The organism is Flaviflexus huanghaiensis (genome assembly GCF_014118685.1).
Classification (GTDB): domain Bacteria; phylum Actinomycetota; class Actinomycetes; order Actinomycetales; family Actinomycetaceae; genus Flaviflexus; species Flaviflexus huanghaiensis.
The window spans coordinates 111,056-136,484 of the sequence record NZ_JACFAK010000001.1 but is presented as its reverse complement, the minus strand read 5'-3'; the positions used below and the strand labels follow the sequence as shown (position 1 = coordinate 136,484).

Here is a 25,429-nt window from a genome sequence, read left to right as displayed (position 1 = left end):
CCGTCCATCCCATGACTTCCAGTTTCATCTCACGACTCGCCTCAGGCGAACCCTACGTTCTGCTGTTTGCGGGGCAGGCGACCCCGTGGCGTGAGACCCTCGCCGAGATCGGCGAGGACTCCAACCTCGCCCACTCGATTCGCAGCCTGATCGATGACTCGGACCGACTTCTTGCCCCGATCGCGGCCCCCCTGGCCGCTGCCGGTGCTGGCGCTCTCACCTTTGAGAACCTCAATTCCTCCAATGACCCCGCCGTGTCGGTTCCGGGGATCACCGCCGCCCAGTATGCGCTCCTGCACGCCCTGTCATCTGCGGGTCTTGATATCGGAATATCCCGCCCGGTCGATATCCTCGGCCACTCGCAGGGGATCCTCGGCGCGGAGCTTGCGAAGGCGTGGGCAACGAAGGATGCGGCAGAGCTGTCTCGCACCTTTGCGATCGCCCGCCTCATCGGCGCCGCTGCGTCCCGCACATGCCGTGCGGTCGGCATGGGGCATGCGACCCGCAGCCCAATGCTGTCGGTCCGCGACGTGTCACGGTCCGACCTTGACAACATGATCGAGGGCACGGATGCGACGCTGTCGATCGTCAACTCCCGCCGCCGCTTCATCGTCTCCGGTCATCCGGCGGCGCTCGAGCGCGTCGAAATCGCCGCCGCAGCAGCAGAGAAGGCCGATCGGGCTGAGCTTGCTGCAAAGACTCGCGGTGGCATGCCGCTCACCCCCGTCCTTGAGTACCTCCAGGTCGAAGCCCCCTTCCATCACGAGCTCCTCCGCCCCGCCTACGAGCAGGTGCTCGCATGGGCGGAGGCCTGCGGCATCGAGGGTGCCGAGCCGCTGGCTCGGGCTGTTCTCCTTGACCCGGTTGACTGGGCAAAGCAGGTGCGCGACGCACAGCGTCACGGCGCGACCTGGTTCGTTGACCTCGGCCCCGGTGCCACGGTTGGCCGGATCACGACCGACGTGCTCGAAGGCACCGGCGCTGGCATTGTCTCCGCCGGATCACTGACCGACATCGACGAGCTTGCCGCCCCGGGTTCGGAGCCGGAGCGTACAGCCGACTGGTCGGCACACGCCCCCCGCCTCATTGAGCTACCGACCGGTGTCGCAGTTGAGACCGCCTTCAGCCGCCTCACCGGCAACTCCCCGGTCCTTCTCGCCGGCATGACGCCGACGACCGTGGATCCAGAAATCGTCGCAGCAGCCGCGAACGCCGGCTTCTGGGTCGAGATGGGAGGCGGTGGCCAGGTCACCGCCGAGGTGTTCGCCAATAACCTTGCGGGCCTGCAGGAGCAGCTCAACGAGGGCCGGACGGCCCAGTTCAACGCCATGTTCATGGACCGCTACCTGTGGAACCTTCAGTTCGGCGGCCAGCGGGTCGTGTCGAAGGCCCGCGAGTCGGGTGCACCGCTTGACGGCGTCGTCATCTCCGCCGGCATTCCCGAACTCGACGAGGCTCCCGAGCTTATTGAGACTCTCCAGTCCGAGGGTTTCCGGTACATCGCCTTCAAGCCGGGGACAGTCGCCCAGATTCGTCACTCGCTCCAGATCGCGAAGAGCGTCGACACGACAATCATCCTCCACGTCGAAGACGGCCACGCTGGCGGCCACCACTCGTGGGAGAACCTCGACGACCTGCTGCGATCGACATATGCAGAAATCCGTCGCCAGAAGAACGTCATCCTCTGTGTCGGAGGTGGCATCGGTACCCCTGAGCGGGCTGCCGATTACATCTCGGGCGAATGGGCGGTCGCGTACGACCTGCCGCTCATGCCCGTCGATGGTGTCCTCATCGGCACGGCGGCGATGACAGCGAAGGAGGCGAAGACTCAGGACTCTGTCAAGGAGCTCCTCGTCAAGACCCAGGGTGTTCCCGCGTCCGAGGGCGGCTGGGTCGGCGCGGGCCAGTCGAAGGGCGGCATGACCTCCGGTCTGTCGCACCTGCGCGCCGACATGTACGAGATCGACAACGACGCGGCCGCCTGCGCCCGTCTCGTCGCCGAGGTCGAGGGCAAGCCCGAGCTGCTCCGCTCGCGCCGTGCCGAGATCATCGAGGCCCTCAACAAGACGTCGAAGCCGTACTTCGGTGACCTCGGTGAGATGACGTACGCGGAGGTCGCAACGCGCTTCGCCGAGCTGTCCCACCCGTGGGTCGACCCGTCGTGGCTCACCCGCTACCACGAACTGCTTCAGCGCTTCGAGGCGCGCCTGTCACCCGCCGACCATGGCCCGGTGACGACCCTGTTCCCGGCCGAAGCGGACGTCGAGGAAGGCCGCCCCGCAGCAGAGCGTCTCATCGAGGCCTATCCGCTCGCCGAGGAACTCACCCTCACCCCGTTCGATTCCGCCTGGTTCATCGCGCTGTGCCGCAAGTACCCGAAGCCGATGGGCTTCGTGCCCGCCATCGACGATGATCTGTTGCGCTGGTGGGGCCAGGACTCGCTCTGGCAGGCGCAGGACGATCGATATGACGCCAACGCTGTCCGGATCATCCCCGGCCCCGTCTCCGTCGCCGGCATCACGACCGTCAACGAACCAATCGCCGAGATCCTCAATCGCTTTGAGGACGCGACGATCACGCGTCTCGACGGGAAAGCTGAGCGGCTGACCGCGTACTCGAAGCTCGCAAACGCGAAAGATGCTGCCGAGTACATTCGGGCTGTCCCGTTTATCTCGTGGACCGGGCACCTCATGGACAACCCCGCCCACACGCTCGATAAGAATGCCTACGATCTCGAGATCGATGGCGAGAAGGCGACGATCTCCGTCAATCTCGACACGTTCTGGGATGGCTCGGACGCCTCCGTCCATGCCGTCCGCGAGCTCGTCATCCCGCTCCTTCTTCCTGAGTCGGTGCGCGATGGTGGGGTGCCGGTCGTCGACCCGGAGCGCCTGCCTGAGTCGATGTTCAACCTGCTGGCCGGTACTGCCGGTGTCGGCAACACCGCCGTTCAGGGTGACACCATTGAGGCCCTGCCGACGATGGTTGACTCGGCCCGTAGCGAGTTCGGTGAAGCCCACTACTCGTTCACGTTGCCGGCAACGCTCGGCGCAGACCACACCGGCGTGACGGGCGCTGCACTCGATCTTGAGACGGCAACGATGGTGCCGGATGCTCTCCTTGGCACGTGCTGGCCCGCCATCTATGCCGCCCTCGGCTCGGCGCTTGTCGACAACTACCCCGTCATTGAGGGCCTGCTCAACGCCGTCCACCTCGACCATACGATCCGCTTCGACCGCCCGGTCACCGAGTTGCCGCTCGGAAAGATCGACGTCATCTCATGGGCGGAGTCCATCGAGGAGTCCTCGTCGGGCCGAATTGTCGAGGTCGATCTCGACCTCTTCATCGACGGTGAGCTTATCGGCCACATGGAGGAGCGCTTCGCGATCCGCGGCCGCGCCTACGGCTCCCAGCCGCCGGTCGACCCGCCGTTCGCGGGTGGCACGGCAGCTGAGATGGTCGATACTCCGCGCTCGACGCTCCTCAAGACGAAGGTGACCGCACCGTCCGATATGACGCCGTTCGCGTGGGTCTCGGGCGACTTCAACCCGATCCACACGTCGCACCGCGCCGCACGCGTCGCGGGTCTTGAGGCGCCACTCGTCCACGGCATGTGGCTGTCCGCCACCGCCCAGCACGCTGCCTCGGCTGCTGACGGGAAGGGCCGGGCACTCAAGCTGACCGGGTGGACGTACCGCATGTTCGGACTTGTCGATCTCCACGACGAGGTTGACATCACGGTCGAGCGCATTGGCCGACTCAAGGGCGGAGGCCTCGTCCTCGAGGTCGCGTGCCGCGTCGGCAGCGAGCTCGTCTCCATGGGCACGGCAACGACCGCTGCCCCGTCGACCGCCTACGTGTACCCCGGCCAAGGCATCCAGTCCAAGGGCATGGGCCTGTCAGAGCGCGCGTCCTCGAAGGCTGTCGCCGACGTGTGGGAGCGGGCCGACATCCACACCCGGAAGGTTCTCGGTTTCTCGATTCTCGCGCTCGTCCGCGACAACCCGACGGAACTCACGGCGAAGAACATGACGTACCGTCACCCCGAGGGTGTCCTCAACCTCACGCAGTTCACGCAGGTCGCACTCGCCACCTTGGCGTTCGCGCAGACCGCGCGTCTGCGCGAAGCGGGTGCCGTTGTCGATGGCGCGTACTTCGCGGGACACTCGCTCGGTGAGTACAACGCCCTGTCTGCCTACGCGGGCACCATTGACCTCGAGACCGTTCTCGAGCTTGTCTTCCACCGTGGCGCGACGATGCACAACCTCGTGCCGAGGGATGAGCGGGGCCGGTCGAACTACCAGATGGGGGCGCTACGGCCGAACCAGTTCGGTGTTGGCCACGACGACGTTAACGATTACGTCGCTGGGGTCGCCCAGGCCTCGGGTGAGTTCCTCGAGATCGTCAACTACAACCTTGCCGGCCAGCAGTACGCGATCGCGGGCACGATCAAGGGTCTCGCGGCCCTCGCGGCAGACGCTGGCGAGCGTGCGAGAAAAGCCGGCGGCAAGGGTCCGTTCATGCTCGTTCCCGGTGTCGACGTCCCCTTCCACTCGGCCGTACTCCATGACGGCGTCCCGGAGTTCCGGGCGCGCCTGACCGAGCTCTTGCCGCACGAGATCGACTACCGCCGCCTTGAGGACAAGTACATCCCGAACCTCGTCGCGGTACCGTTCGCGCTCACTGAGGACTTCGTTCGAGAGATCCTCTCGGTCGTCCCGTCCACTGAGCTTGAGCGTGTTCTCGCGAACTGGGACGAGGAGATGACCGACAAGTCGGCGCTGGCTCGGACGATTCTCATTGAGCTCTTGTGCTGGCAGTTCGCGTCCCCCGTGCGCTGGATTGAGACGCAAGAACTCCTGTTCTCAACCTCGAAGCTCGATGTTGACGAGATCGTCGAGATCGGTCTTGGCGCCGCTCCGACGCTCGCGAACCTCGCGGCGAAGACCCTCGCCCTTCCGGAGTTCACCGATGCGTCGGTGACGGTCCTCAACGTTCAGCGAGACGAAAAGACTGTCTACCACGAGGACGTCAGCACGATCGCGGACGACGAGGAGTCCGAACCCGCGGAGGCGCCAGAAGCGCCCGCCGCCCCCCAGGCTCAGCCTGCAGCTGCGCCTGCGGCTCCGGTAGCGCCTGCGGCGCCCGCTGGCTCTGTCGAGCGCCCGGCCGACCTGCCGTACCGAGCATCGGATGCAATTAAGACCCTGCTCGCCTTCGCGAACAAGGTCCGTCCTGAACAGATCGGGGCAGCCGACACGACGGGCACGCTGACGAACGGCGTCTCCTCGAGGCTCAACCAGCTCCTCATGGACTTCTCGGCCGAGCTGGGACTCGCCAGCGTCGAGGGCGCCGCCGAAGCGGATGTCGTCACGTTGTCGGCGACTGTCGACCGCGCAGCCCACAACTACAAGCCGTTCGGCCCCGTTCTGGGTGAGGCGATCAAGGACAGGATCCGTAAGCTCTTCGGCGCTGCGGGCCAGAAACAGTCCGCGATCGCCGACCGCGTGACCGGTGTCTGGCAACTCGGGGAGGGTTGGGCAGCGCACACGACTGCCGCGATCCTGCTCGGCACCCGTGCTGGCGCCTCCGCCCGCGGCGGCGACCTCGCAACACTTCCCGCAGAGGCCGCCTCGACGGCCGATGTTAACGCGATCATCGACGCGGCTGTGGCCGAAGTCGGTGCCGCCCACGGCATTCCGGTTGCCATTCCGTCCGCAGGCGGCGGCGGTGGCGGTGCGACCGTCGACTCCGCCGCACTCGACGATTTCGCGGAATCGATCACGGGCGACCGCGGTGTCCTTGCTGAAACCGCCCGCCACCTCCTTGGTGTGCTCGGTCTGGGCGAGACAGCACCCGCCTCGTTCGACCACTCCGAACAGGATGAGTTACAGGCGCTTGTCGAGGCTGTCGAGGCTGAGCTCGGCTCCGGCTGGGTCAAGCTTGTCACGCCCTCGTTCGATGCGCGCAAGGCCGTCCTCCTCGACGACCGCTGGGCATCGGCACGTGAGGACCTCGCCCGCCTCTGGGCTGGCCAGGAACTCGCCGAAACCGTGTCCTTTACGGGTGCGGGGCAGGCTGTTGCCGATCAGGCATCCTGGTGGGCTAGCAAGGCAACCGGAGCTCTCAAGGAGCGCTACGAGCACATCGCGAAGGATGCGCTCGATGAGAACCCAGGTGAGTACTCGGGTCAGGTCGCTGTCGTCACTGGCATGGCGCCGAATTCGATCGCGGGCGGCGTTGTCGCCGGTCTTCTGGCCGGCGGAGCGACTGTCGTCGCGACGGCGTCACGAGTGGATTCGGCTCGCCTGAGCTACGCGAAGACTCTGTACCGGGAGAACGCGTCGGCCGATGCTGCGCTGTGGCTCGTGCCCGCGAACCTCTCCTCCTACCGGGACGTCGACGCCCTCATCGAATGGATCGGCGCGGAACAGTCGGAGACCGTGGGATCGGACGTCAAGGTGACGAAGCCGGCCCTTATCCCCGACCTCTTCTTCCCGTTCGCGGCCCCGCCCGTCTCCGGTACCGCGGAGGACGCTGGTCCGGCGACCGAGACGCAGGCCCGCCTGCTCCTGTGGTCGGTCGAGCGATCGATGACGGGGCTGGCGAGGATCGGTGCGGACACGCACGTTGATCACCGCCTCCACGTCGTCCTGCCCGGCTCCCCCAACAGGGGCACCTTCGGTGGCGACGGCGCATACGGCGAGGTCAAGGCCGCGTTCGACGCGATCGCCAACAAGTGGGAGGTCGAGCCCTGGGCTGAGCGCGTCACGATCGCGCACCCGCGGATCGGCTGGGTCTCAGGCACGGGACTCATGGGCGGCAACGACCCGCTCGTCACCGCTGCTCAGAAGGCTGGGATCCGTGTCTGGACCCCGTCCGAGATCTCGAGCGAACTACTCGCCCTGTGCTCGGAGGAGGCGAAGAAGAAGGCCCTGTCGGGCCCGATCGATGCGGACCTCACGGGCGGCATGGGCAAAATCTCGATTGCCGCACTGCGCGACGAGGCCAACGTCCTCGCCGACACGACGATCAAGACTGCCGCCCCAACCCTCCAGGCGTTGCCTTCACCGGTGCGCACGGCACAGCCGACCGCTGAATGGGGGGAGGTCACGACCTCCCTGGACGACATGGTCGTCATCGTTGGCATCGGCGAAGTGAGCCCCTGGGGCTCGGGCCGCACCCGGTTCGAGGCCGAGTACGGCATCCAGTCGGACGGCTCCGTCGAACTCACCGCAGCCGGCGTGCTCGAACTGGCGTGGATGACGGGCCTGCTCCGCTGGCGGGATACTCCCGTCGCGGGCTGGTACGACGCCGACGACAAGATCGTCGACGAGGCCGACATCTTCGACCGGTACCGCGATGAGGTCGTCGCCCGCTCCGGCGTGCGCACCTTCGTTGACTCGATCGCCATCGATGACCTCACAAGCCCCGAGGGCGTCGAGATGTTCCTCGACAAGGACGTGACCTTCGCGGTCGACTCCGAAGAGGCCGCGAAGTCCTACGTGGAGGCCGACCCGGCGTTCACAGTCGCCCACGAGGTCGACGGCGAATGGCAGGTGACCCGTAAACAGGGCGCCAGCAGCCGCGTTCCGCGCCGGGCCGCGATGGCACGCAAGGTCGGCGGTCAGTTCCCGACCGACTTCGACCCGACCCGCTGGGGCATCCCCGCCTCCATGGTTGAGTCGATCGACCGGATCGCCGTGTGGAACCTCGTCTCGGCAGTGGATGCCTACCTCTCGTCCGGCTTCACGCCCGCCGAGATCCTCCAGGCCGTCCACCCGACCGACGTTGCGATGACCCAGGGCACCGGCTTCGGCGGGATGACGTCGATGCGGAAGCTGTTCCTCGACCGATTCCTCGCCGAGGACATCCCCTCCGACATCCTCCAGGAGACCCTGCCGAACGTTGTCGCGGCGCACACGATGCAGTCGTACATCGGCGGCTACGGGTCGATGATCCACCCGATCGGCGCCTGCGCAACCGCAGCCGTGTCGATTGAGGAGGGTGTCGACAAGATCGCGTGCAACAAGGCCGACTTCGTCGTCGCCGGCGCCATCGATGACATCTCCGTCGAGTCGATCGAAGGCTTCGCCTCGATGAACGCGACGGCGGATTCGGACGCGATGGCGGCGAAGGGCATCAACGAGCGCTTCTACTCCCGTGCGAACGACCGCCGCAGGGCAGGATTCGTCGAGGCACAGGGCGGCGGCACGGTCCTTCTCGCGCGCGGCTCAGTCGCGGCGCAGATGGGACTGCCCGTCCACGGAGTCGTCGCGTTCGCCCAGTCCTACGCGGATGGTGCGCACACGTCGATCCCGGCGCCGGGACTCGGTGCTCTCGCCGCGGGCCGCGGCGGCAAGTCCGCGCGCCTCGTCAGGAACCTCGCCGACCTTGGCGTCGCCGTCGATGACATCTCCGTCATCTCCAAGCACGACACGTCGACCAATGCGAACGACCCGAACGAGTCCGACCTGCACACGAGGCTCGCTGAGGCGATGGGACGCGGGGTCGGCAACCCGATGTTCGTCGTCTCGCAGAAGACCCTGACCGGGCACGCGAAGGGCGGTGCTGCCGTGTTCCAGACGGCCGGCCTCGCCGACATCTTCCGCACCGGCAGGATCCCCGCGAACAGGTCACTCGACAGCGTCGACCCGGCACTCGCCGGTTCGTCCCGACTGGTCTGGCTGCGCGAGCCCCTCAAGGCTCCGACGACGATCAAGGCGGGCCTGCTCACTTCGCTCGGCTTCGGCCACGTCTCTGCCCTCGTCGCACTGGTCCACCCGGCAGCGTTCGAGCAGGCCGTGCGCCAGGAGCTCGGTGAGGCCGCCGCCGAGGCGTGGCTCGCATCCGCAACCGCCCGACTCAGGGCCGGCGTACGCCGCCGCGAGGCTGGCATGCTCGGCCACGGGCCGCTCTACACCCCGATCGAGGATCGCCGCTTCAAGGGCGAACCAAAGGAGATCGAGGCCGCGATGCTACTCAACCCGAAGGCGCGCCTCGCACAGAGCGGATTCTTCGAGTGATCATCGGCGTGGGCGTTGACCTTGTCGAGGTGGAGTCGTTCGCTTCTCAGCTGGACTCCCCCGGCACGGTCTACGCCCACGCCTTCACCGGCCAGGAGCAGCGCACCGCGAAGAACAGGGCAGCGGTGTCCGGCTCCGCCGGCGCTCATTTGGCAGCCCGGTGGGCGGCGAAGGAGGCCTTCATCAAGGCCTGGTCCGCCGCCCTCATCGCCGCCCCGCCCCCGGTCAGCCAAGAGGACCTCGTCTGGTCGCAGATCGAGGTTGTCCCCGACCGGTGGGGCAGGCCCTCGCTCACCATCCATGAGCCGCTCGCCTCCATGGTGACAGCATCGCTCGAGGAGCGGTACGGGCCGGGGTCGACGGCCTGGCACGTGTCGCTGAGCCACGACGGTGGGATGGCGATGGCGACGGTGCTCGGCGAGAGACGTACCAGCTGAAAGCTGGCCGGCCACCTGGTGTCGTTCGAGCACCTGTGGGAGCATTCGCCTGAAGAACACAAAAATCCCACTGTCGAGCTCTGACGTTTTTACTAGCCGCGGCGTCGGTCGCTCGTCGAACGAGCCGCTCAGCTCATTAACGATGCGGACGCCACCAGCGTGAGTCTGTGCCAGATCTTGCCCGCACAGGAGCGCATGTGCTGGCGACAGGACACTCACGAGTCTCGTGCGGTGACCATGGATAGCAGGATGTCTTTCACGGCCTCGTGGCGCCAGCTCCACACCTCTTCTCGTGTCTCGCTCATCCCCTGCCGGGTCCCGGAGGCTCTCTAGCTACTCTCGAGTCCTCTGGCAGCCATTGGTGGTTGAAAATGTCACGAGTCAGGCTATGTGGCAGGGCTGTCATGGAAGCCGCATGAGCAGTCGCCTTAACCGCTACGCTCGCGCCGATAGTCGCCGGGCACCTCGATGATCTTCGACTGATCCCATGATCGCTCCCAGCCGCCGACCTTGAGCAGACCGTCGAGCAGGTGCGCCGTGAAACCCCAGACGAACGCTTCCTCGAGGTGGAAGGCGGGCCCCGCGTAGGGTGAGCCGGGAATCATTGCTGTGTACCTGATCTCGGGGTCCGCGAGAGTCGTGAGCTTCGGTAGAAAGACGGAGTCGACCTCGCCCTCGTCGACGACCCGCGGCTTCTCGTTGGCGCCGATAATGCCGAGGATCGGCGTGATGAGGCTTTCGGACGCAGCCAAAGACATATCGGGAAGCTCCCCGAGGATCCGTACCTTCGCGGGCTCGATGCCGACCTCTTCATGGGCCTCTCGCAGGGCGGCCTCGACAACGGTTTCTCCCGGATCGAGGCTACCCCCCGGAAAGGAAACCTGGCCGGGATGGAAACGCAGAGTCAGGGCTCGGCGGGTGAGGACAATTCGCGAGTCGTTCTCGTCAGTGAGCGCCATGAGAACCGCCGAAGCCCGACCTCCCCGGGGGCTCCGGCTAAGCGGAATGGGGAGGTCGCCGAACTTGTCGATGAGATCATGGAAGCGGCTCATTCGTTCATTATGGTTCACGACGGATGGATGAAGCAGTACCCACGCTCTTGGTTCTCGGCTTCGGCTCGGCGAGAATGGCACTATGAGTGACATCGCAACGACCACGAAGCTCTCCATCGTCGGGGCGGGATCTGTCGGATCCTCCCTCGCCTACGCCAGCCTTATCCGCGGCTCCGCCAACACCATCGCCCTCTACGACCTCAACACTGCCAAGGTCGATGCCGAAGTCCTCGACCTCGCGCACGGCAGCCAGTACATGAGCGAATCCCAGATTGTTGGCGGTAGCGACATCAGCAGCGTCGCTGACTCCGACATCGTCATCATCACAGCTGGCGCCCGTCAGAAGCCCGGCCAGTCCCGCCTCGATCTGGCAGGAACCAACGTCGACATTCTCGGTTCGCTCATGCCTCAGCTTCTCGAGCAGGCTCCGAACGCGATCTACATGCTTGTGACAAACCCCTGCGACGTGCTGACAACGGCGGCGATGAAGATCACCGGACTCCCTCGAAACCGAGTACTGTCTTCTGGCACTGTCCTCGACACCTCTCGCCTGCGCTGGTTGGTCGGCCAGGAGATCGGCCTCTCGCCGCGCTCCGTGCACGCCATGATGGTGGGCGAGCATGGCGACACGGAGTTCGCGCTCTGGTCCTCGGCGACCATCGGTCAGGCCCCCCTCATCGACTGGAAGGACGAGGAGGGTCGCCGGGTCTTTGACGAGGAGAAGCTTGACGCCCTCGAAGCAGAGGTCACCGGCTCCGCCTACAGGGTGATCCAAGGCAAGGGCGCAACGAACTACGCCATTGGTGTGGCTGGTGCCCGCATCGTCGAAGCGATCCTTGGCGACCAGAAGGCTGTCCTACCAGTCTCAACTCTCCTCGACGACTATCACGGCATCTCCGGGGTCGCCCTTTCGGTGCCATCTGTCGTCGGCCGCAACGGCGTCGAGCGCACCCTCACGTTCCCGATGAACGAGCGCGAAGAGGCGAAGCTTGCCAAGTCCGCCGAAGCGCTGCAAGCAGTCCAAACGTCCCTCGGTATCTGACCGCCTCACTTGTCTCTGTCCCCGGGCACATCGCCCGGGGACAGGTCTTTACACTGGGATCATGCTGTTCCGCAGAAGAAGGTCCGATGCCGCTCCCGTACGAGTGACCGATCCCGTCATCGATGCTCAGATTCACTGGCTCGGCGCACGCGGTCTCATCCTGCGCGATGGTATCTCCAGCACGGAATGGATCGCTGCTACAGATGACCCGACCGACCCCACCTCTCTCGCCGAGGCGCACATTGACGGACGACTTTGCGTCCAACCAGATCCGATGGTGACCCTCAGTGGCTCCGATCTTGTCCGACTGGTCCACGAGCTGGCTGATGGGCTGGAGCTACCAATCGACGAGGTCACTCTCGAAGCCGATGTTCTGAAACTCCGTTCGGCCTCGACCCACCTGACATTTCATGTGGCAGGGCGCGAGAACATCGACGTCTTGCGCGACGTCGCCGAGGAGTTCGTTGACTCTGCTCACGTCCTCCTTGTCGACGGGGCCACCTTCGCGGTCGCACATCGCGACATAGCCGAGATGGCGGCAGCAGTTCTCACTCGCCTCTGAACCCGCCACGCCACGGCGACGTGACGGTCTCAGCGGCGGAGCTGGATGTGGGCGAGGACGTCGCGAGCGCGCTCGTTCATCTGCGCCGCACTTTCGTGGGATTGGAGGTGGATGACGTATCGCAGACCGCCCTTGACCACGTACCACGTCTCGTAGACACGGTCGACCTGGCGAAAATGCAGTCCCGCTGCGGGAGCACCGTCGATCATGCGCTCACCGATCGCCACCGCCTCGATGCCGCGCCCCTCGAGCTCGAGAACGCGCCGGTCACGGTGGTCGCGCACGGACATGGTCGACGGTATGCCCTCCTGGATGACGATGCGACTGCCGGCGCCTTCCCCTGTTGTAAGTTCTTCAGCCAGGATTGCGTTCCAGTAGCCGGTCGCTGAGCCATCGAGTGGCTCCCAGTCATCTGCCAGAACAGAGGCTGCCGTGGCGGGCGTGGTGGCGACGTCGGCAGGCCCGCTGTCCGTTGGGAGGCATCCCGCCAGACCAAGGAGCACCACTGTCATGGCACCTGCTCTGCGAACCTTTCCCATCGCCCTAGTCTAGCGAGCAGGGGTTCTTTGTGGACGGCGGACGTTGGCTACTCGAAAGACCCCGCCCCGCTTCATCTGCGCGGGTAGGCTCGCTGTAAAGGCTGAGAGGGGATGCTGCCATGGAGTTCGACGTCGCTGTCATCGGCTGGGGAAAGGGCGGCAAAACCATCGCCCGCGCGCTTGCACACGCAGGGAAGAACGTTGCCATGATTGAACGTTCGCCTGACATGTATGGCGGCGCCTGCATCAACGTCGCCTGCGTTCCGACCAAAGCTCTCATCCATTCCGCCGAAATCCGTGCCGAGCATACGTTCGATCGGGAGTACTTCGACCAGTCTGTCGAGCAACGCGATTCGCTGACCGCGGCGATGAGGGGCACGAACTATTCGATGCTCGCCGACCTCGAGACCGTGACCGTCATCAACGGCACCGCCCGTTTCACCGGGCCGCATTCTCTCATCGTCGAGGCGGGCGATGATTCTCTTAAGGTCACCGCGGAGACGATCGTCATCGACACGGGATCGGTGCCGAGGCTCCCGGATGTTGCCGGCGCCGAATTAGGCGGCCGCTTCCACACCTCGATCACCCTCCAGCATGCTCCACTGCCAGAGCACCTCATCATCGTCGGAGGGGGCTACATCGGAGTCGAGTTCGCCTCGATGTTTGCTCAGTACGGATCGGAGGTGACAGTTCTCGACAAGAATCCGCGTCCTCTCCACCGGGAGGATTGGGACGTCTCAGCCGAGGTGTTCGATGCTCTCACCGATGCTGGAGTTCGGCTCGTCTCCGGCGCAACAGTTCTCCGGCTCTGCAAGGAGTCCGACTGTGCAGCCGTCCAGTACCTGTGGAACAACCAGGAGCAGACAGTTCGCGGCGATGCTGTTCTCATCGCCCTCGGCCGGAGACCTGACACGGATGGCCTGGATCTTGCCGCAGCTGGCATTGAAACGACCGCGACGGGCGCCGTCAAAGTTAACGAGCACCTGGAAACGTCAGTGCCCGGCGTCTATGCTGTCGGCGATGTTAACGGCGGCCCGCAGTTCACGTACATCTCTTTGGATGATGGCCGGATCGTGCTCGACAGGCTGAATGGCGCAGGCACGCGCTCAACGTCCGACAGGACCGCCGTGCCATCGACGATCTTCACAACCCCGCCGTTCTCGAAGGTCGGTATGACGGTCGAGGAGGCTCGCGCACAGGGACACACGGTCAAGATCGCTGTGAAGAAGGTGGCTGACATTGCGTCCATGCCCTGGCCGAAGATTGTCGGCAACCCGCGCGGCATCATGAAAATCGTCGTCGACGAGGCAACCGGTCTCATTCTCGGAGCCGCCCTCGTCCATGTCGACTCCCAGGAGGTCATCAATCTTATTGCGCTCGCGATGAGGCACGGCGTGACCGCTTCAGAGTTGCGGGACACGATCTATACCCATCCGTCCTCCACCGAGGCACTCAACGAGGTTCTTGCTGGGATCTAGGCGAGGCTGACTGGGCTCGCCGGAATTGTCGCTCTAAACCCGGCCTCGGGTCGATATTTCAGTCAAAGGTCTCGACGACGGCGTCCCACAACGCCAGCAAACACGCGTCATATTGCGGATACTTCAAGCCGTCTACGGTGCCATTCCTGGCCCACCCTGCTCTCCTCGTGCTGGCGGTGCGAAGGGCTTTTGACCATCCACAAAGCAATTCGAACGTGTCATGATGGCGATATGGGACTTTCGATCGGCATTGATGTTGGTGGCACCAAGATCGCGGGAGGCGTGGTTGATGATAGTGGACGAATCATCTCCCGTGTCCGAAGGCCCTCCCCAGCTGACGATGCGGAGGCGATCGTCCAGGAGGTCATCGCCATAGCCAGGGAGCTTGCCGACAGCTATGATGCTCAGTCGATCGGCATCGGTGCCGCGGGATTCGTCAGTAAGGACCGCCGCACCATCCTTTTCGCCCCGAACATCGCATGGCGCGACGAGCCGCTCGCCGACAGGGTCGAGGAGGCTCTCAACCTTCCCGTCGTCGTCGAGAATGATGCGAATGCGGCGGCGTGGGGCGAGTTCACGTACGGGGTCGGCGCAAATGCGAACTCGATCGTGTTCATCACCCTCGGGACCGGTGTCGGCGGCGGCATCATCATCGACGGTCAGCTCCTGCGCGGAAGTAACGGGTTCGCAGGCGAAATTGGGCACCTCAACCTCATCATGGACGGCATCAAGTGCGGGTGTGGATCACGAGGATGTTGGGAGCAGTACAGCTCGGGCACAGCCCTGGTTCGGATGGCGAGAGAAGCGGCAACCGCAGACCCGGAACGCGCCCGGACACTCCTTGATCTGGCAGGGGGCAACCCTGCGAAGATCACCGGCCGAGCCGTCACCCAGGCAGCACGGATGGGCTGCCGGGTCTCTCGGAAGGCGTTCGATCAGGTGGGGCGCTACATCGGCTTTGCTCTTGCTGACCTCGTGTCGATCCTCGACCCCGACATGTTCGTTCTCGCAGGCGGACTGTCGGAAGCCGGTTCCCTTATCCGTAATCCAGCTGAAGAATCCTTCATGGACCAGCAGGTCGGACGGGACTACCGCCCCACCATCCCGATCGTCACAGCGAAGCTCGGAAATGATGCGGGGATGATCGGTGCAGCGGATCTCGCCCGCCGTGCCTTCGCCACCACCCGTTGACAGTCAGCGGCCATCACCGAGGTGCGGCCGCCGCTGAATAGCTACAGACCCTCAGCGTCCGGTCAGCTCGTACGTGTCGATACCGCCGTCGCGTCCCGCCATGAACATGTTGACCTCGGCCTTCGATGCTCGCAGATCAGGATCGTTCTGGAGGTAGTACCGGGTTTCGCGGGCGATGAGCCCCGACATGACGAGAAGACCAATGAGGTTCGGCAGGGCCATGAGCCCGTTCATGACATCCGCAAAGCCCCACACGAGGGACAGCGAGGTTGTCGCGCCGATGTAGACGACGATGCAGAAAATGATCCGGTAGGGCATGACACCCCTGCGGCCGACAAGGCGCTCAACGCAGCGCTCTCCGTAATAGCACCAGCCGAGGATTGTCGAAAAGGCGAACAGGGCAAGCGCAATTGTCACGATCCAATGGCCCCACTGGCCTGGTAGCCCGGTCGAGAACGCCTCACCCGTCGCGAATGCCGCGCCATCTTCCGACGTCGCCCATGCTCCGGTTGTAATGAGGACAAGGCCTGTACATGTCACGACGATGATCGTGTCGATGAATGTCTGTGTCATCGAAACGAGACCCTGTCGGACGGGATGCGTTGTCTTCGCAGCGGCGGCGGCAATCGCAGCCGATCCCATGCCGGATTCGTTGGAGAAGATACCGCGCGCCATACCGAATCTCATCGCTTGGGCGATCGTTGCACCGATGAAGCCACCGGTGGCGGCCGTGCCTGTGAAGGCATCGGTGAAGATGAGTCCGAAAGCGGCGGGGACTGCGCCCGCGTTGACGATAAGAATCCAGATCGATGTGAAGAGATAGAGCAGGATCATGAACGGCACGAACGCAGCGGTCACCCGACCGATGGACTTGATGCCGCCGATCAGAACGGCGAACGCCCCGATCATGAGGACGAGGCCAACAATCCAGGTGTCGATCCCCCAAGACTCGCCGACGTTGCGGGCAATCGCATTAGCCTGGGTCATGTTGCCGATACCGAAGGAGGCGATGACGGCAAAGATCGCGAAGGAGATCGCGAGGACCTTGCCGATCGAGACGCGACCAATCCGCTTCGTGATACCGCGCTCGAGATAGTACTGCGGGCCGCCGGAGACCTCTCCGGCAGTGTCCTTCGTTCGGTAACGGACAGCAAGAAACGCTTCAGAGTACTTCGACGCCATGCCGAGGATACCCGTCACCCACATCCAGAACACCGCGCCTGGACCACCGAGGGCAATCGCCGTGGCAACGCCAACGATATTGCCGGTGCCGACCGTCGCCGCGAGCGCAGTTGTCAGGGCCTGGAACTGCGAAACGTCGCCATCGTCCGCTCCCACATCCTGCCTGTCCTTAAGTCCGAGGCGCAGTGCCGGCCCCAGCTTCGTGAACTGGATTCCCCTCAGCCGGATCGTGAGAACGAAACCGGTAATAGCGAGAAGGGGGATAAGGACGAACGGGCCCCAGATAATGCCGCCCAGGGTGTCGAGTACCGACGAGATCGAGTCTTCCAGCTGTTCCACTGCTCACTCCTTCGATGTGCCAGATAACCGCGAGAACTCGGCGTTTAGGTAGACGCGAGGGTCACCGTTGAGTTCTATAAGGTGCCACGGTACATGAGCGAACCCGGTTTGGAGCCCAGATTGACGCGACGAGACCCAAGTGTCCACATACTGGAGGATCATCTCATGCGCAGACGTACTCCTGAGGATGAGGTTCGCGGTGCTGAAGCGCGACGACAGGCGACATCTCTCGCTCAGCCCTTGCTACCCCGCCGGTAGCCGAGGTAGCTGTCGCCACGGGCAGGTAGCCAGGCGGCGACGGCGGCGATGAGGATGGCGCCGGAGATCATGAACGCGTAGGAGTACCCGAAGTTGTCGGCGATAAGGCCAGCAAGTAGGGGGCCGACGATCTGGCCCAGGTCGCCCGCCATCTGGAACGTCGATACGACCTTTCCGCCCGGGCGTCCATCGAGGACGTCGGCCACCGCGCCCTGCTGCCCGGGCTGGATGAGCCCGGCACCGAGGCCGGTGACAAGGGCGACGGAGACAAGCAGGAAGGGGTTCTCCAGCGTTCCGAAGATGATGGTCATGATTCCGGCGACGACAAGTCCGGGGACGATGACTGTCATCCGGCCGTACTTGTCCGACAATCCGCCCCCAGCAACGAGGGAGATAGCGGTGCCGATGGCACCGGCTGTGAGGGCGGCGCCCGAGACCCATTCGCCGTATCCCATGGCGACTCCGGTCGCGAGCGGGATCATCGTGAGCCGTACTCCCATGTTCGTCCACGCGTGTGAGAAGCCCGTGACGAGAACGGCGCGATAGGTGGGTGAGGAGACCGCCTCCCCAACTGTCATCGGTTTGATGCCGCCCTCCTCCTTCGAAATCTCCTGGCGGTGCGGCTCTGGCAGCGCAAAGAAGATGACAAAGAAGGAAATCATGAGGGTGCCGGCGTAGATGAAGAACGGGAGCCTCATGCCCCACACCGCGAGTAGGGACCCGAGCGAGGGACCGAGGATGTTGCCGAGCAGGAAGGCCGAGCCGTAGAGCGACGAGGCACGCCCACGTTGTCCCGGAGGGGAAAGTTTGATGATGAGGGACATGGCGGAAACGGAGAAGACAATCGAGCCGATGCCGCCGACCCCGCGAAGGATAAGGAGCTGGATGTAGTTTTGGGCGAGCCCGCTCGCGGCAGACGAGAGGGCGACGATGAGGAGGCCCGTCATGTACATCTTCCGCTCACCGAAGATGTCGATGAGTTTGCCGCCGGGAGTTGAGAATGCGATCCGCATGGCGGCAAAGACGGAGGTCAGCGCGCTTGCGGCCGTGACCGAGACGTCGAAGGAGCGAGCGAACTGCGGGATGATGGGGGCGACAATGCCGTATCCGAGAGCAACTGCGAGGGCGGCCGTGACCAGTACCCAGATTTCTCTCGGCATTCGAGTTTTCTCCAAGTAGCTCCCTTCGTCGCCACGTCCCATTCTACTCCCACCCCAGCTCACGGCATTTTTCCGCAGGCGAAGCCCCGGTTCGTCTCCGTCGAATCGTTGCAATGTAGGCAGGATCCTCTGCCGCTACATCTCCATTCCAGCCATCTCCCAGGCTTGAGTGACGACGTATTCAGAGACTGCACCTAGCCTCAGGGCATGGATAGCAAGGATCATCTCGATCGATATTCCACCGGTGTTGATGAGGGTGGCAGATCCTGGCGTCACGCATCCACCATCAACTATCGAGTATTGACGTCGGTGCGCTCCTACTCGGAGGCACAGCACATCGTCGATACCCTGTCAGATGCCAACTTCCCCGTAGAAAACGTCCGCATCGTTGGTCTCGGATTAGAGTCCGTCGAGCAGGTGACGGGTAGGAAGACGACATGGACGGCAGCCTGGCAGGGCGCGCTGTACGGCGCATGGATGGGTCTCTTCTTCGGTTTACTGTTCCTCTTCTTTGCCCCTGTCATCGCATGGCGGGTGCTCCTCACGGCCATCGTCCTTGGCATGCTGTTCGGGGCCATCGCCGAAGCCTTTTCCCACGGCCTCCAAGGAGGTCGCCGCGACTTCACCTCCTTCGCCACCACCCGTGCGTCCCGGTATGAGATTCACGTCGTGGCTGGCCTTATCGACGACGCGAGCCGCATCATCAACGCATAGCTCCCCGCACGCGGCAGTACATGGTCTTGCACCACGTTCCCGGACACTGCTGGCTGCGTTCATGGGCTGGCACTGCGAACGTATAGGCTAGCGCTATGGGACAGCCTCACTTCTCACAGCCAGCACCACTGACCCGAATGGCAGATGGGACGGTCAAGCAGATCAACCCCTTTTCGGGCACCGAGGTATGGACAGTTCCCGGGCGGGCCAACCGGCCGCTCACCCTCGTCAATCCGAACCCGTCCCCCATCGACCCGGAAGAGCATGAACGGCATTGCTCGTTCTGTGCGCAGCGTGTGCTTGAGAGCCCTCCCGAAAAGTCACGCGTCATCGCAACCGACAGCGGGTTCAAGATGCTCGAGAGCACCTCTGTCGATGATCTAGCAAAACCGTGGGAGTTCCGCAGGATCCCGAACCTGTTTGAAATCGTGTCGTTCGACTACTGGACGAAGAACTACGGCTTCCAGTTGCCGCAGGAGCGCGCACGGCGACGCGATCGCTACATTGCCGACCCTGCCGGCAAAGCCCATGTTCTCTCCGTTCTGCGGAAAAAGGCGCTGTCATCAGGACTGACAGAAGAGGAATGGATTCGCATCCCAGAAAGCGAGCGCCTCGAGGGGGCGAATGCGTTTTTCGGTGGCGGCCATGATGTTGTTGTCTCTCGCCGTCACTTCACCGATGGTGCAACGCTCGACAACCAGCTCGCATCATCCGGAACGCTGACCCCACCTGAACACGAGTGGTACATGAAGCTGACGATCGACGCGATGAGGGACCTGTATTCCTCAAACCGCTATGTCCGCTACGTCCAGGTGTTCCAGAACTGGCTGAAGCCAGCGGGTGCCTCCTTCGACCACCTTCATAAGCAACTCGTCGCGATCGACCAACGTTCCGTCAATGCTGAAGTCGAGGTCGCGAAGGTCCGTCTCAACCCGAACGTCTACAACGAGCTCGGGGTTGATTACGCGGGATTCCAGAACCTCATCATCGCCGAAAGCCGCCACGCGGTCGCTTTCGCCGGATTCGGTCACCGCTACCCCACGCTCGAGGTCTACTCGAAGGCGGCCGAGCCGATGCCGTGGGAGCAGTCGAATGATGAGCAGCGGGGCATGTCCGATATGCTCCACGCCCTGCACGTCGCAACGGGGCCCCACGTGCCAACGAACGAAGAGTGGCACCACAAGCCCATCGACGTCGATATGCCGATGCCGTGGCGGATCCTCCTCAAGTGGCGAGTATCAACTCTCGCGGGGTTCGAGGGCGGAACGAAGATCTACGTCAACACGATCGATCCGTGGACGCTACGGGACCGGATCGTGCCGCGGCTACTTGAGGCCCGAGCGAATGGCGAGATCGCCTCGAACATTAACATCGCGACCGAATGCGCCTGCCGGGTCAACTCCCTGCGCTATAACCCATACCTGTAGTGGACTGGTTCGTCCTCATCACCTCAGGGCTGTTCGAGGCTGTCTGGGCGACAGCTCTCGGCCGCTCCGATGGCCTGCGCAAACTCCGTCCAAGCCTTGTTTTCGTCATCGCCTCAGCCATCTCTCTCCTCGGGCTGGCCTGGGCCATGAAGACGATCCCGACCGGCACGGCCTACGCGGTGTGGACGGCGATCGGGGCGGTCACGACAACCGTGTGGGCTGTGAGTACGGGCGCTGAGCGGGCGACGGTTCTCAAGGTCGTGTGCCTGCTCGGTATCATCGCCTGCATCGTTGGCCTCAAGGTGACCGCATGAACCCGTGGCTCATCCTCGTCCTATCCGGAATTTTCGAGGCGGTCTGGGCGACCGCCCTCGGCGCCTCGAACGGTCTCACGATCCTTGCGCCGAGCATCGTTTTCCTTGTCGCTCTCGTCGTGTCGACGATCGGCCTCGCGATTGCAATGACGTCGATTCCGACAGCCACGGCGTATGCCGTGTGGACGGGAATCGGAGCAAGCCTGACGGTCGTCTGGGCCATGCTGACGGGCGGGGAGCCATTTTCTGTCATCCGCTTGACCCTCATCGTCATCCTCATCGCCTGCATCATCGGACTCAAAGCATCAGAGCCAGGAAGGCCGAAGGAGGGCACGGAAGCAGCCCGCGGCACCGGATGACCGCAGAGGTGTGTCCGGTCGGCACGTGGCCGAGGAATGGTTGTTCAGTCATTGCCGCCACGTCTCGCGGACACCTCTCTAGACTGAACTCGTGATCCCTTCGGTCTTGCGTCTCTCCTCTATGCCCGTGCCTACCCGCACGTGGTCTCCTCATGATCGGCCACTCGTCATCGCCCACCGGGGCGGGGCCGCGTTGGCGCCGGAGAACACGGTACTGGCCTTCGAGCAGGCTGTCGCGCTCGGCGCCGACATGCTCGAGACCGATGTCCAGCTAACCGCAGACGGGTACGCTGTCGCGTTCCATGACGACACGATGGACAGGGTGACGAACCTGGCCGGCCCGATCCGCTCCTTCACCCTCGCGCAGGTGCGCGGGGCCGCCGTGTATGGCCCAGATGGGCAGGTCGGCCAGATTCCCACAATTGCCGAGCTACTTGACGCATTCCCGGATGCCCGATGGGCGATCGATGTGAAGAACGGGGACTCGATCGTCCCGCTCGCGCAGGCGATCAACGCGACCGGCACCGCATCGCACGTCTGTGTTGCGCACGCGTGGGATTCGTGGCTGGACGGCGTCCGTGAGCTGACGAGCGAGAAGCTCGAACGCAGTTTGGGATGGGAGGGGCTTGCCAGGCTCGTTGCGCACGCGAAGGCTGGCACCACGCCGCCTGCATCGTTCTCATCCGGCGCCTGGGTTCACATCGGGTGGCAGCCAGCCGGGATCAGCCTCATGAGCTCAGTGACGTTCGCTGACCGGATGATCTCCATGAGCCACGAGATGGGCATGGGTGTGCGGGTGTGGACGATCAACCGGGAGGATCGGATGCGACGCCTGCTCGACCAGGGGGTCGACGGAATCTTCACCGATCGTCCAGATCGGCTCCTATCACTCCGAGGGGCGTGATCCGAAGCCGCACGGTGTCACCCGTCACGGTTCCGGGAATCTCGATTTCCGCCGGTAACGCGACCCTCGTCCTCGCTTCGGATGGTTCGGTGACGCGGCCCTCGACGATGGTGGTAGAGCCGAGGAAGTCGGTGACCTCCGTTGTGTGGGAATGAATGAGCTCCTCCGGGGTACCAATCTGCAGGAGCCTGCCGTCATCCATGATCCCCACTCGATCCGCCACCGTGAACGCTTCATCGTGGTCATGGGTGACATAGATCGCGGTTGCTCCCGCCCCTTTGAGGATGGCGCGAAGGTCTTGTGAAAGCCGTTCGCGCAGGACCCTGTCGAGAGCTGACAGCGGCTCGTCGAGGAGGAGGACGTCCGGGCGGGGCGCAAGCGAGCGGGCGAGGGCGACCCTCTGCGCCTGCCCACCGGACAGGGTCGTGACGCTTCGCTCCCCCATCCCCGCCAACCCCACAAGCTCAAGCATCTCCCCGACCCTGCGGGCAATCTCTTCCCTGCTCTCACCCTTGAGGCCGTAGGCGATGTTTCCTGCGACAGTGCGGTGGGTGAACAGCTGAGCGTCCTGGAAAACCATGCCGATGCGGCGCTGATGAACGGCGACGCCCGCAACCGGGACACCGTTGACGAGGATCTCCCCCGTCGACGGCTCCAGGCCAACAACGCCCCGGAGGAGCGACGACTTCCCACACCCGGACGGGCCGAGAAGGGAAAGGATGTCGCCAGTGCCAACCGTCAGGCTCACTCCATCCACAGCACGAAGCGCTCCGTAGGAGACGGTGAGGTTCTTGAGCTCGATCATCGGGGATCCTTTCGTGCCGCTTCTGCGGCGGCCATGATCGACGCGGCGAGCAACGCGAGGACGACCGCTCCCGCCATTGCCATCCCATAATTGTTCTCGCCAGGGCGTCCAAGTAGGCGGACGATGATGACGGGCAGTGTCTGGCTGTCCGGCCGGGCAAGGAATGACGTTGCACCGAACTCGCCGAGCGAGGTGGCGTACGCGAAGCCGATCGCGATACCGAGTCCTCGCAGCAAGAATGGACCATCGATCGTCGCGAGCACCCGCCACGGTGAAGCGCCAAGCGTTGCCGCGGCCTCTCGTCGGCCTGGCGCGATCGAGGCGAGAGTTGGTGTGAGAGATCGAACGACGAGCGGCAAAGCGACAACGGCCTGGGCGATGGGGACAAGGAGGGGAGAGCTCCGCAGGTCGAGCGGTGGACTGTCAAGGGCGATGCTAAACCCGAAACCGACCGTGACGGCACTGACCCCGAGCGGTAGCAGGATGGCACCGGCGAGAATCGACTGCCCGCTTGCGAGCGGACCGTGGACACGACGAGACAGAACGAGCGCGAGGGGCACTCCGATTGCGAGCGACAGGAGTGTGGCGACGAGCCCGATTCGCAAGGAGTTGCCGATCGCTTCCGTCACTGTGGCTCCGCCCGCGAAGCCGGTGCCGGACGTGCCGAGTAACCGGTAGTTGTCCACGCTCCACTCGTCCCCCACCCTCAAGGAGCGGGCGACAAGAGCAAGGAGTGGGAAGGCTATGAGGGTCATCATCGTCACGATCGTCATCACGAGGGGTACGGCGTCGGTTCGTGCGAGCGGGGTGACGTGGCGATTGCGCAACTGAAGTCGCCCAGCGGTTCTCTTGCTGAGGGCTTCGCTGACAACGAGGGTGAGAATGACGATGACGATTTGGAGGAGAGAGAGAACAGCCGCCGTCCGGTTATCGAGCAAGCTCGTCGACTGTCGCCAGATCTCGGTCTCCAGGGTCCCGTACCCGGGTGATCCGAGAGTCCGGACAAGCCCGTAGCTTGTCGAGCAAAACAGGAACACGATCGCCCCAGCCGAAGCTATAGCTGGCGCCAACTGTGGCACGGTGACCGTGACGAAGGCTCGCAAGCGGGAGGCACCGAGCGTGCGCGCGGCCTGGACAGCACGCGGATCCAGTGATTGCCACAGGCCACCGACCGTCCGGACGACGACGGCGTAGTTGAAGAACACGAGGGCGAGGATAACGGCCGTGACTGTCTGGTCGAGGCCGAGGAACTCGAGCGGGCCGCCTCGGCCAAGTAGCACCCGGAAGGCGACGCCGACAACAACTGTCGGCAAAACGAAGGGAATTGTCGCGAGAGCTCGCGCCGCCTTCTGCCCCGGAAACGTGCACCGGTAGAGCACATAGGCCCCTGGCACACCGAGAACGATGGCGCCGACGGTCCCGAGCGCGGCCTGATAGAGGGTCTGGCCGGTGACAAGCCACGTCCGCCTGTCTGTGAGAACGTCGAAGAAGATACCGCTCTCGCTACCGCTCTGCCAGATTCCCCTCGCAAGCATCGCCGCTGTCGGGTAGAGGAAGAAGACGGCGAGGAACGCCACGGGGATGATCACCGCGGCGGTCCACGCCGCCCTCCACAGTTTCACGTCAGCGTAGCTCGGCGAACGCGTCGAGGAGCTCATCGCGGTCGACCTGCTGTGGGTCGACCATGATCGGGGTCTCGGATAGTTCGGCAACCTCTTGCCACTGTGCGGGTAGCTCCTGGTCAGTGACCGGGTACATGTACATGTTCTCGGGGATCGAAGACTGGAACTCATCGCTCAACATGAAGTCAACGAACGCCTGCGCACCCTCGGGATTTGCCGCATCCTTCACAACCCCCGCATATTCCACCTGACGCACGCATGTCTCCGGCAGGTAGTCGGTTCCGGCTGCCGCAGCTGGGCTGGACGAGTACGACAGGACGAGCGGGTAGGGACCCTTCCCATCAGCGCCGGAGAAATCCGAGTAGTAGGCGTCCGACCAGCCGCTCGCCACCCGCGCCCCGCCGTCGAGAAGGTCAGCCCAGTAACCTTGCCAGTCCTCGCCATATTCCGTTGCAGTCGCGACAAGGAACGCATATCCCGGCGAAGAGGAGGCAGGGTCGATGACGGCCAGTAGCTCAGCATACTCGGGCTCACGAAGGTCCTCGAAGGTTTCTGGCTGGGCCATTCCTTCTGCTTCGAACCAGGCCGTGTCGACGTTGACGCACACATCGCCCTGGTCGATCGGCGTGAGACTATCCGCCACGACGAGATCATTCGCGGACTCGGGTAGCGCAGGGGAGCTGTAGGGGGCGAGCAAACCTTCCTCAATGACAGTGCGGGCGATAAACGTGTCAATTCCATAGACGCCGTCGGCCTGCGGGTTGTCCCGGTTGAGGATGAGTTGGTTGACGAGCACTCCGCCGTCGCCCGGTGCGATCGTCTGGAGCGTGAAACCGCTCTTTTCCTCGAATGCTGCAATCTGCTCCTCACTCATGACGAACGAGTCGTGAGTGAGGATCGTGACGGCCTGTTCGTCCGATGTGCCACTGCCACAGGCTGCAAGTAGCGCGAGCGAGACGAGACCGACTGCTGTCTTTTTCATATCAACCTCCATAGCTGGAGGGGAAAGACCCCTGCC

General features: G+C 63.9%; 18 protein-coding genes. 11 read left to right on the top strand and 7 right to left on the bottom strand.

Annotated features, from left to right (window positions below; all coding sequences use genetic code 11):
* Nucleotides 1-11 precede the first annotated feature (11 nt).
* Complete coding sequence (locus H7E91_RS00600) at nt 12-9,026, top strand: type I polyketide synthase (protein ID WP_182353329.1); 9,015 nt, start codon at nt 12-14, stop codon at nt 9,024-9,026.
* Nucleotides 9,023-9,463, top strand: coding sequence for a holo-ACP synthase AcpS (gene acpS, locus H7E91_RS00595; RefSeq protein ID WP_338401682.1), 441 nt, complete (start codon nt 9,023-9,025; stop codon nt 9,461-9,463). The genes H7E91_RS00600 and acpS overlap by 4 nt, the downstream gene beginning before the upstream one ends.
* A gap of 428 nt (nt 9,464-9,891) precedes the next feature.
* Here the strand turns inward: acpS and H7E91_RS00590 are convergent, their stop codons facing one another.
* Entirely contained in the window at nt 9,892-10,515 is a 624-nt protein-coding gene (locus H7E91_RS00590; protein WP_182353124.1) for an NUDIX hydrolase, read from the bottom strand.
* Between the two features lie 82 nt (nt 10,516-10,597).
* Here H7E91_RS00590 and H7E91_RS00585 point away from each other — a divergent pair, with 82 nt between their 5' ends.
* Nucleotides 10,598-11,557, top strand: a complete 960-nt coding sequence (locus H7E91_RS00585; protein ID WP_182353123.1) for an L-lactate dehydrogenase — start codon at nt 10,598-10,600, stop codon at nt 11,555-11,557.
* 61 nt (nt 11,558-11,618) lie between these two features.
* On the top strand, nt 11,619-12,119 hold the full coding sequence (locus H7E91_RS00580; RefSeq protein WP_182353122.1) for a hypothetical protein: 501 nt from the start codon (nt 11,619-11,621) through the stop codon (nt 12,117-12,119).
* 29 nt (nt 12,120-12,148) lie between these two features.
* Here H7E91_RS00580 and H7E91_RS00575 read toward each other — a convergent pair whose 3' ends face one another.
* Nucleotides 12,149-12,658: a hypothetical protein gene (locus H7E91_RS00575; RefSeq protein ID WP_182353121.1), complete on the bottom strand. Its 510-nt coding sequence runs from the start codon at nt 12,656-12,658 to the stop codon at nt 12,149-12,151.
* A gap of 119 nt (nt 12,659-12,777) precedes the next feature.
* Between H7E91_RS00575 and H7E91_RS00570 the strand changes: the two genes are divergently transcribed.
* Complete coding sequence (locus tag H7E91_RS00570; RefSeq protein WP_182353120.1) at nt 12,778-14,136, top strand: dihydrolipoyl dehydrogenase family protein; 1,359 nt, start codon at nt 12,778-12,780, stop codon at nt 14,134-14,136.
* Between the two features lie 231 nt (nt 14,137-14,367).
* Entirely contained in the window at nt 14,368-15,327 is a 960-nt protein-coding gene (locus tag H7E91_RS00565; protein ID WP_182353119.1) for an ROK family glucokinase, read from the top strand.
* A gap of 51 nt (nt 15,328-15,378) precedes the next feature.
* On the opposite strand, the gene H7E91_RS00560 is transcribed toward H7E91_RS00565, so the two are convergent.
* A complete protein-coding gene (locus H7E91_RS00560) occupies nt 15,379-16,848 on the bottom strand; it encodes an alanine/glycine:cation symporter family protein (protein WP_338401681.1) in 1,470 nt (489 codons plus the stop codon).
* A 233-nt stretch (nt 16,849-17,081) separates the two neighbouring features.
* A complete protein-coding gene (locus tag H7E91_RS00555) occupies nt 17,082-18,266 on the bottom strand; it encodes an MFS transporter (protein WP_206680308.1) in 1,185 nt (394 codons plus the stop codon).
* Nucleotides 18,267-18,473: 207 nt separating this feature from the next.
* Here H7E91_RS00555 and H7E91_RS00550 point away from each other — a divergent pair, with 207 nt between their 5' ends.
* The 5 genes from H7E91_RS00550 (at nt 18,474) to H7E91_RS00530 (ending at nt 21,984) form a co-directional block, all read left to right on the top strand.
* The gene (locus tag H7E91_RS00550) at nt 18,474-18,980 is read left to right on the top strand and encodes a YflT domain-containing protein (RefSeq protein WP_206680307.1); all 507 of its coding nucleotides are present in this window, start codon (nt 18,474-18,476) and stop codon (nt 18,978-18,980) included.
* Between the two features lie 95 nt (nt 18,981-19,075).
* Nucleotides 19,076-20,407 carry a DUF4921 family protein gene (locus H7E91_RS00545; protein ID WP_182353117.1) on the top strand — a complete coding sequence of 444 codons (1,332 nt, stop codon included), beginning with the start codon at nt 19,076-19,078 and terminating at the stop codon, nt 20,405-20,407.
* A complete protein-coding gene (locus H7E91_RS00540; protein WP_182353116.1) occupies nt 20,407-20,721 on the top strand; it encodes an SMR family transporter in 315 nt (104 codons plus the stop codon). The genes H7E91_RS00545 and H7E91_RS00540 overlap by 1 nt, the downstream gene beginning before the upstream one ends.
* Nucleotides 20,718-21,080, top strand: coding sequence for a DMT family transporter (locus H7E91_RS00535; protein ID WP_182353115.1), 363 nt, complete (start codon nt 20,718-20,720; stop codon nt 21,078-21,080). Before H7E91_RS00540 ends, H7E91_RS00535 begins: the two co-directional genes overlap by 4 nt.
* 91 nt (nt 21,081-21,171) lie before the next feature.
* On the top strand, nt 21,172-21,984 hold the full coding sequence (locus H7E91_RS00530) for a glycerophosphodiester phosphodiesterase family protein (RefSeq protein WP_182353114.1): 813 nt from the start codon (nt 21,172-21,174) through the stop codon (nt 21,982-21,984).
* On the opposite strand, the gene H7E91_RS00525 is transcribed toward H7E91_RS00530, so the two are convergent.
* Genes H7E91_RS00525 through H7E91_RS00515 form a run of 3 tightly spaced genes read right to left on the bottom strand, consistent with a single transcriptional unit; the run spans nt 21,941 to nt 25,393 of the window.
* A complete protein-coding gene (locus H7E91_RS00525; RefSeq protein WP_182353113.1) occupies nt 21,941-22,789 on the bottom strand; it encodes an ABC transporter ATP-binding protein in 849 nt (282 codons plus the stop codon). The two genes, H7E91_RS00530 and H7E91_RS00525, sit on opposite strands and share 44 nt — an antisense overlap.
* Nucleotides 22,786-24,411, bottom strand: coding sequence for an ABC transporter permease (locus H7E91_RS00520; protein WP_338401680.1), 1,626 nt, complete (start codon nt 24,409-24,411; stop codon nt 22,786-22,788). Before H7E91_RS00520 ends, H7E91_RS00525 begins: the two co-directional genes overlap by 4 nt.
* Before the next feature lies 1 nt (nt 24,412).
* On the bottom strand, nt 24,413-25,393 hold the full coding sequence (locus tag H7E91_RS00515; protein WP_182353111.1) for a thiamine ABC transporter substrate-binding protein: 981 nt from the start codon (nt 25,391-25,393) through the stop codon (nt 24,413-24,415).
* Nucleotides 25,394-25,429 lie beyond the last annotated feature (36 nt).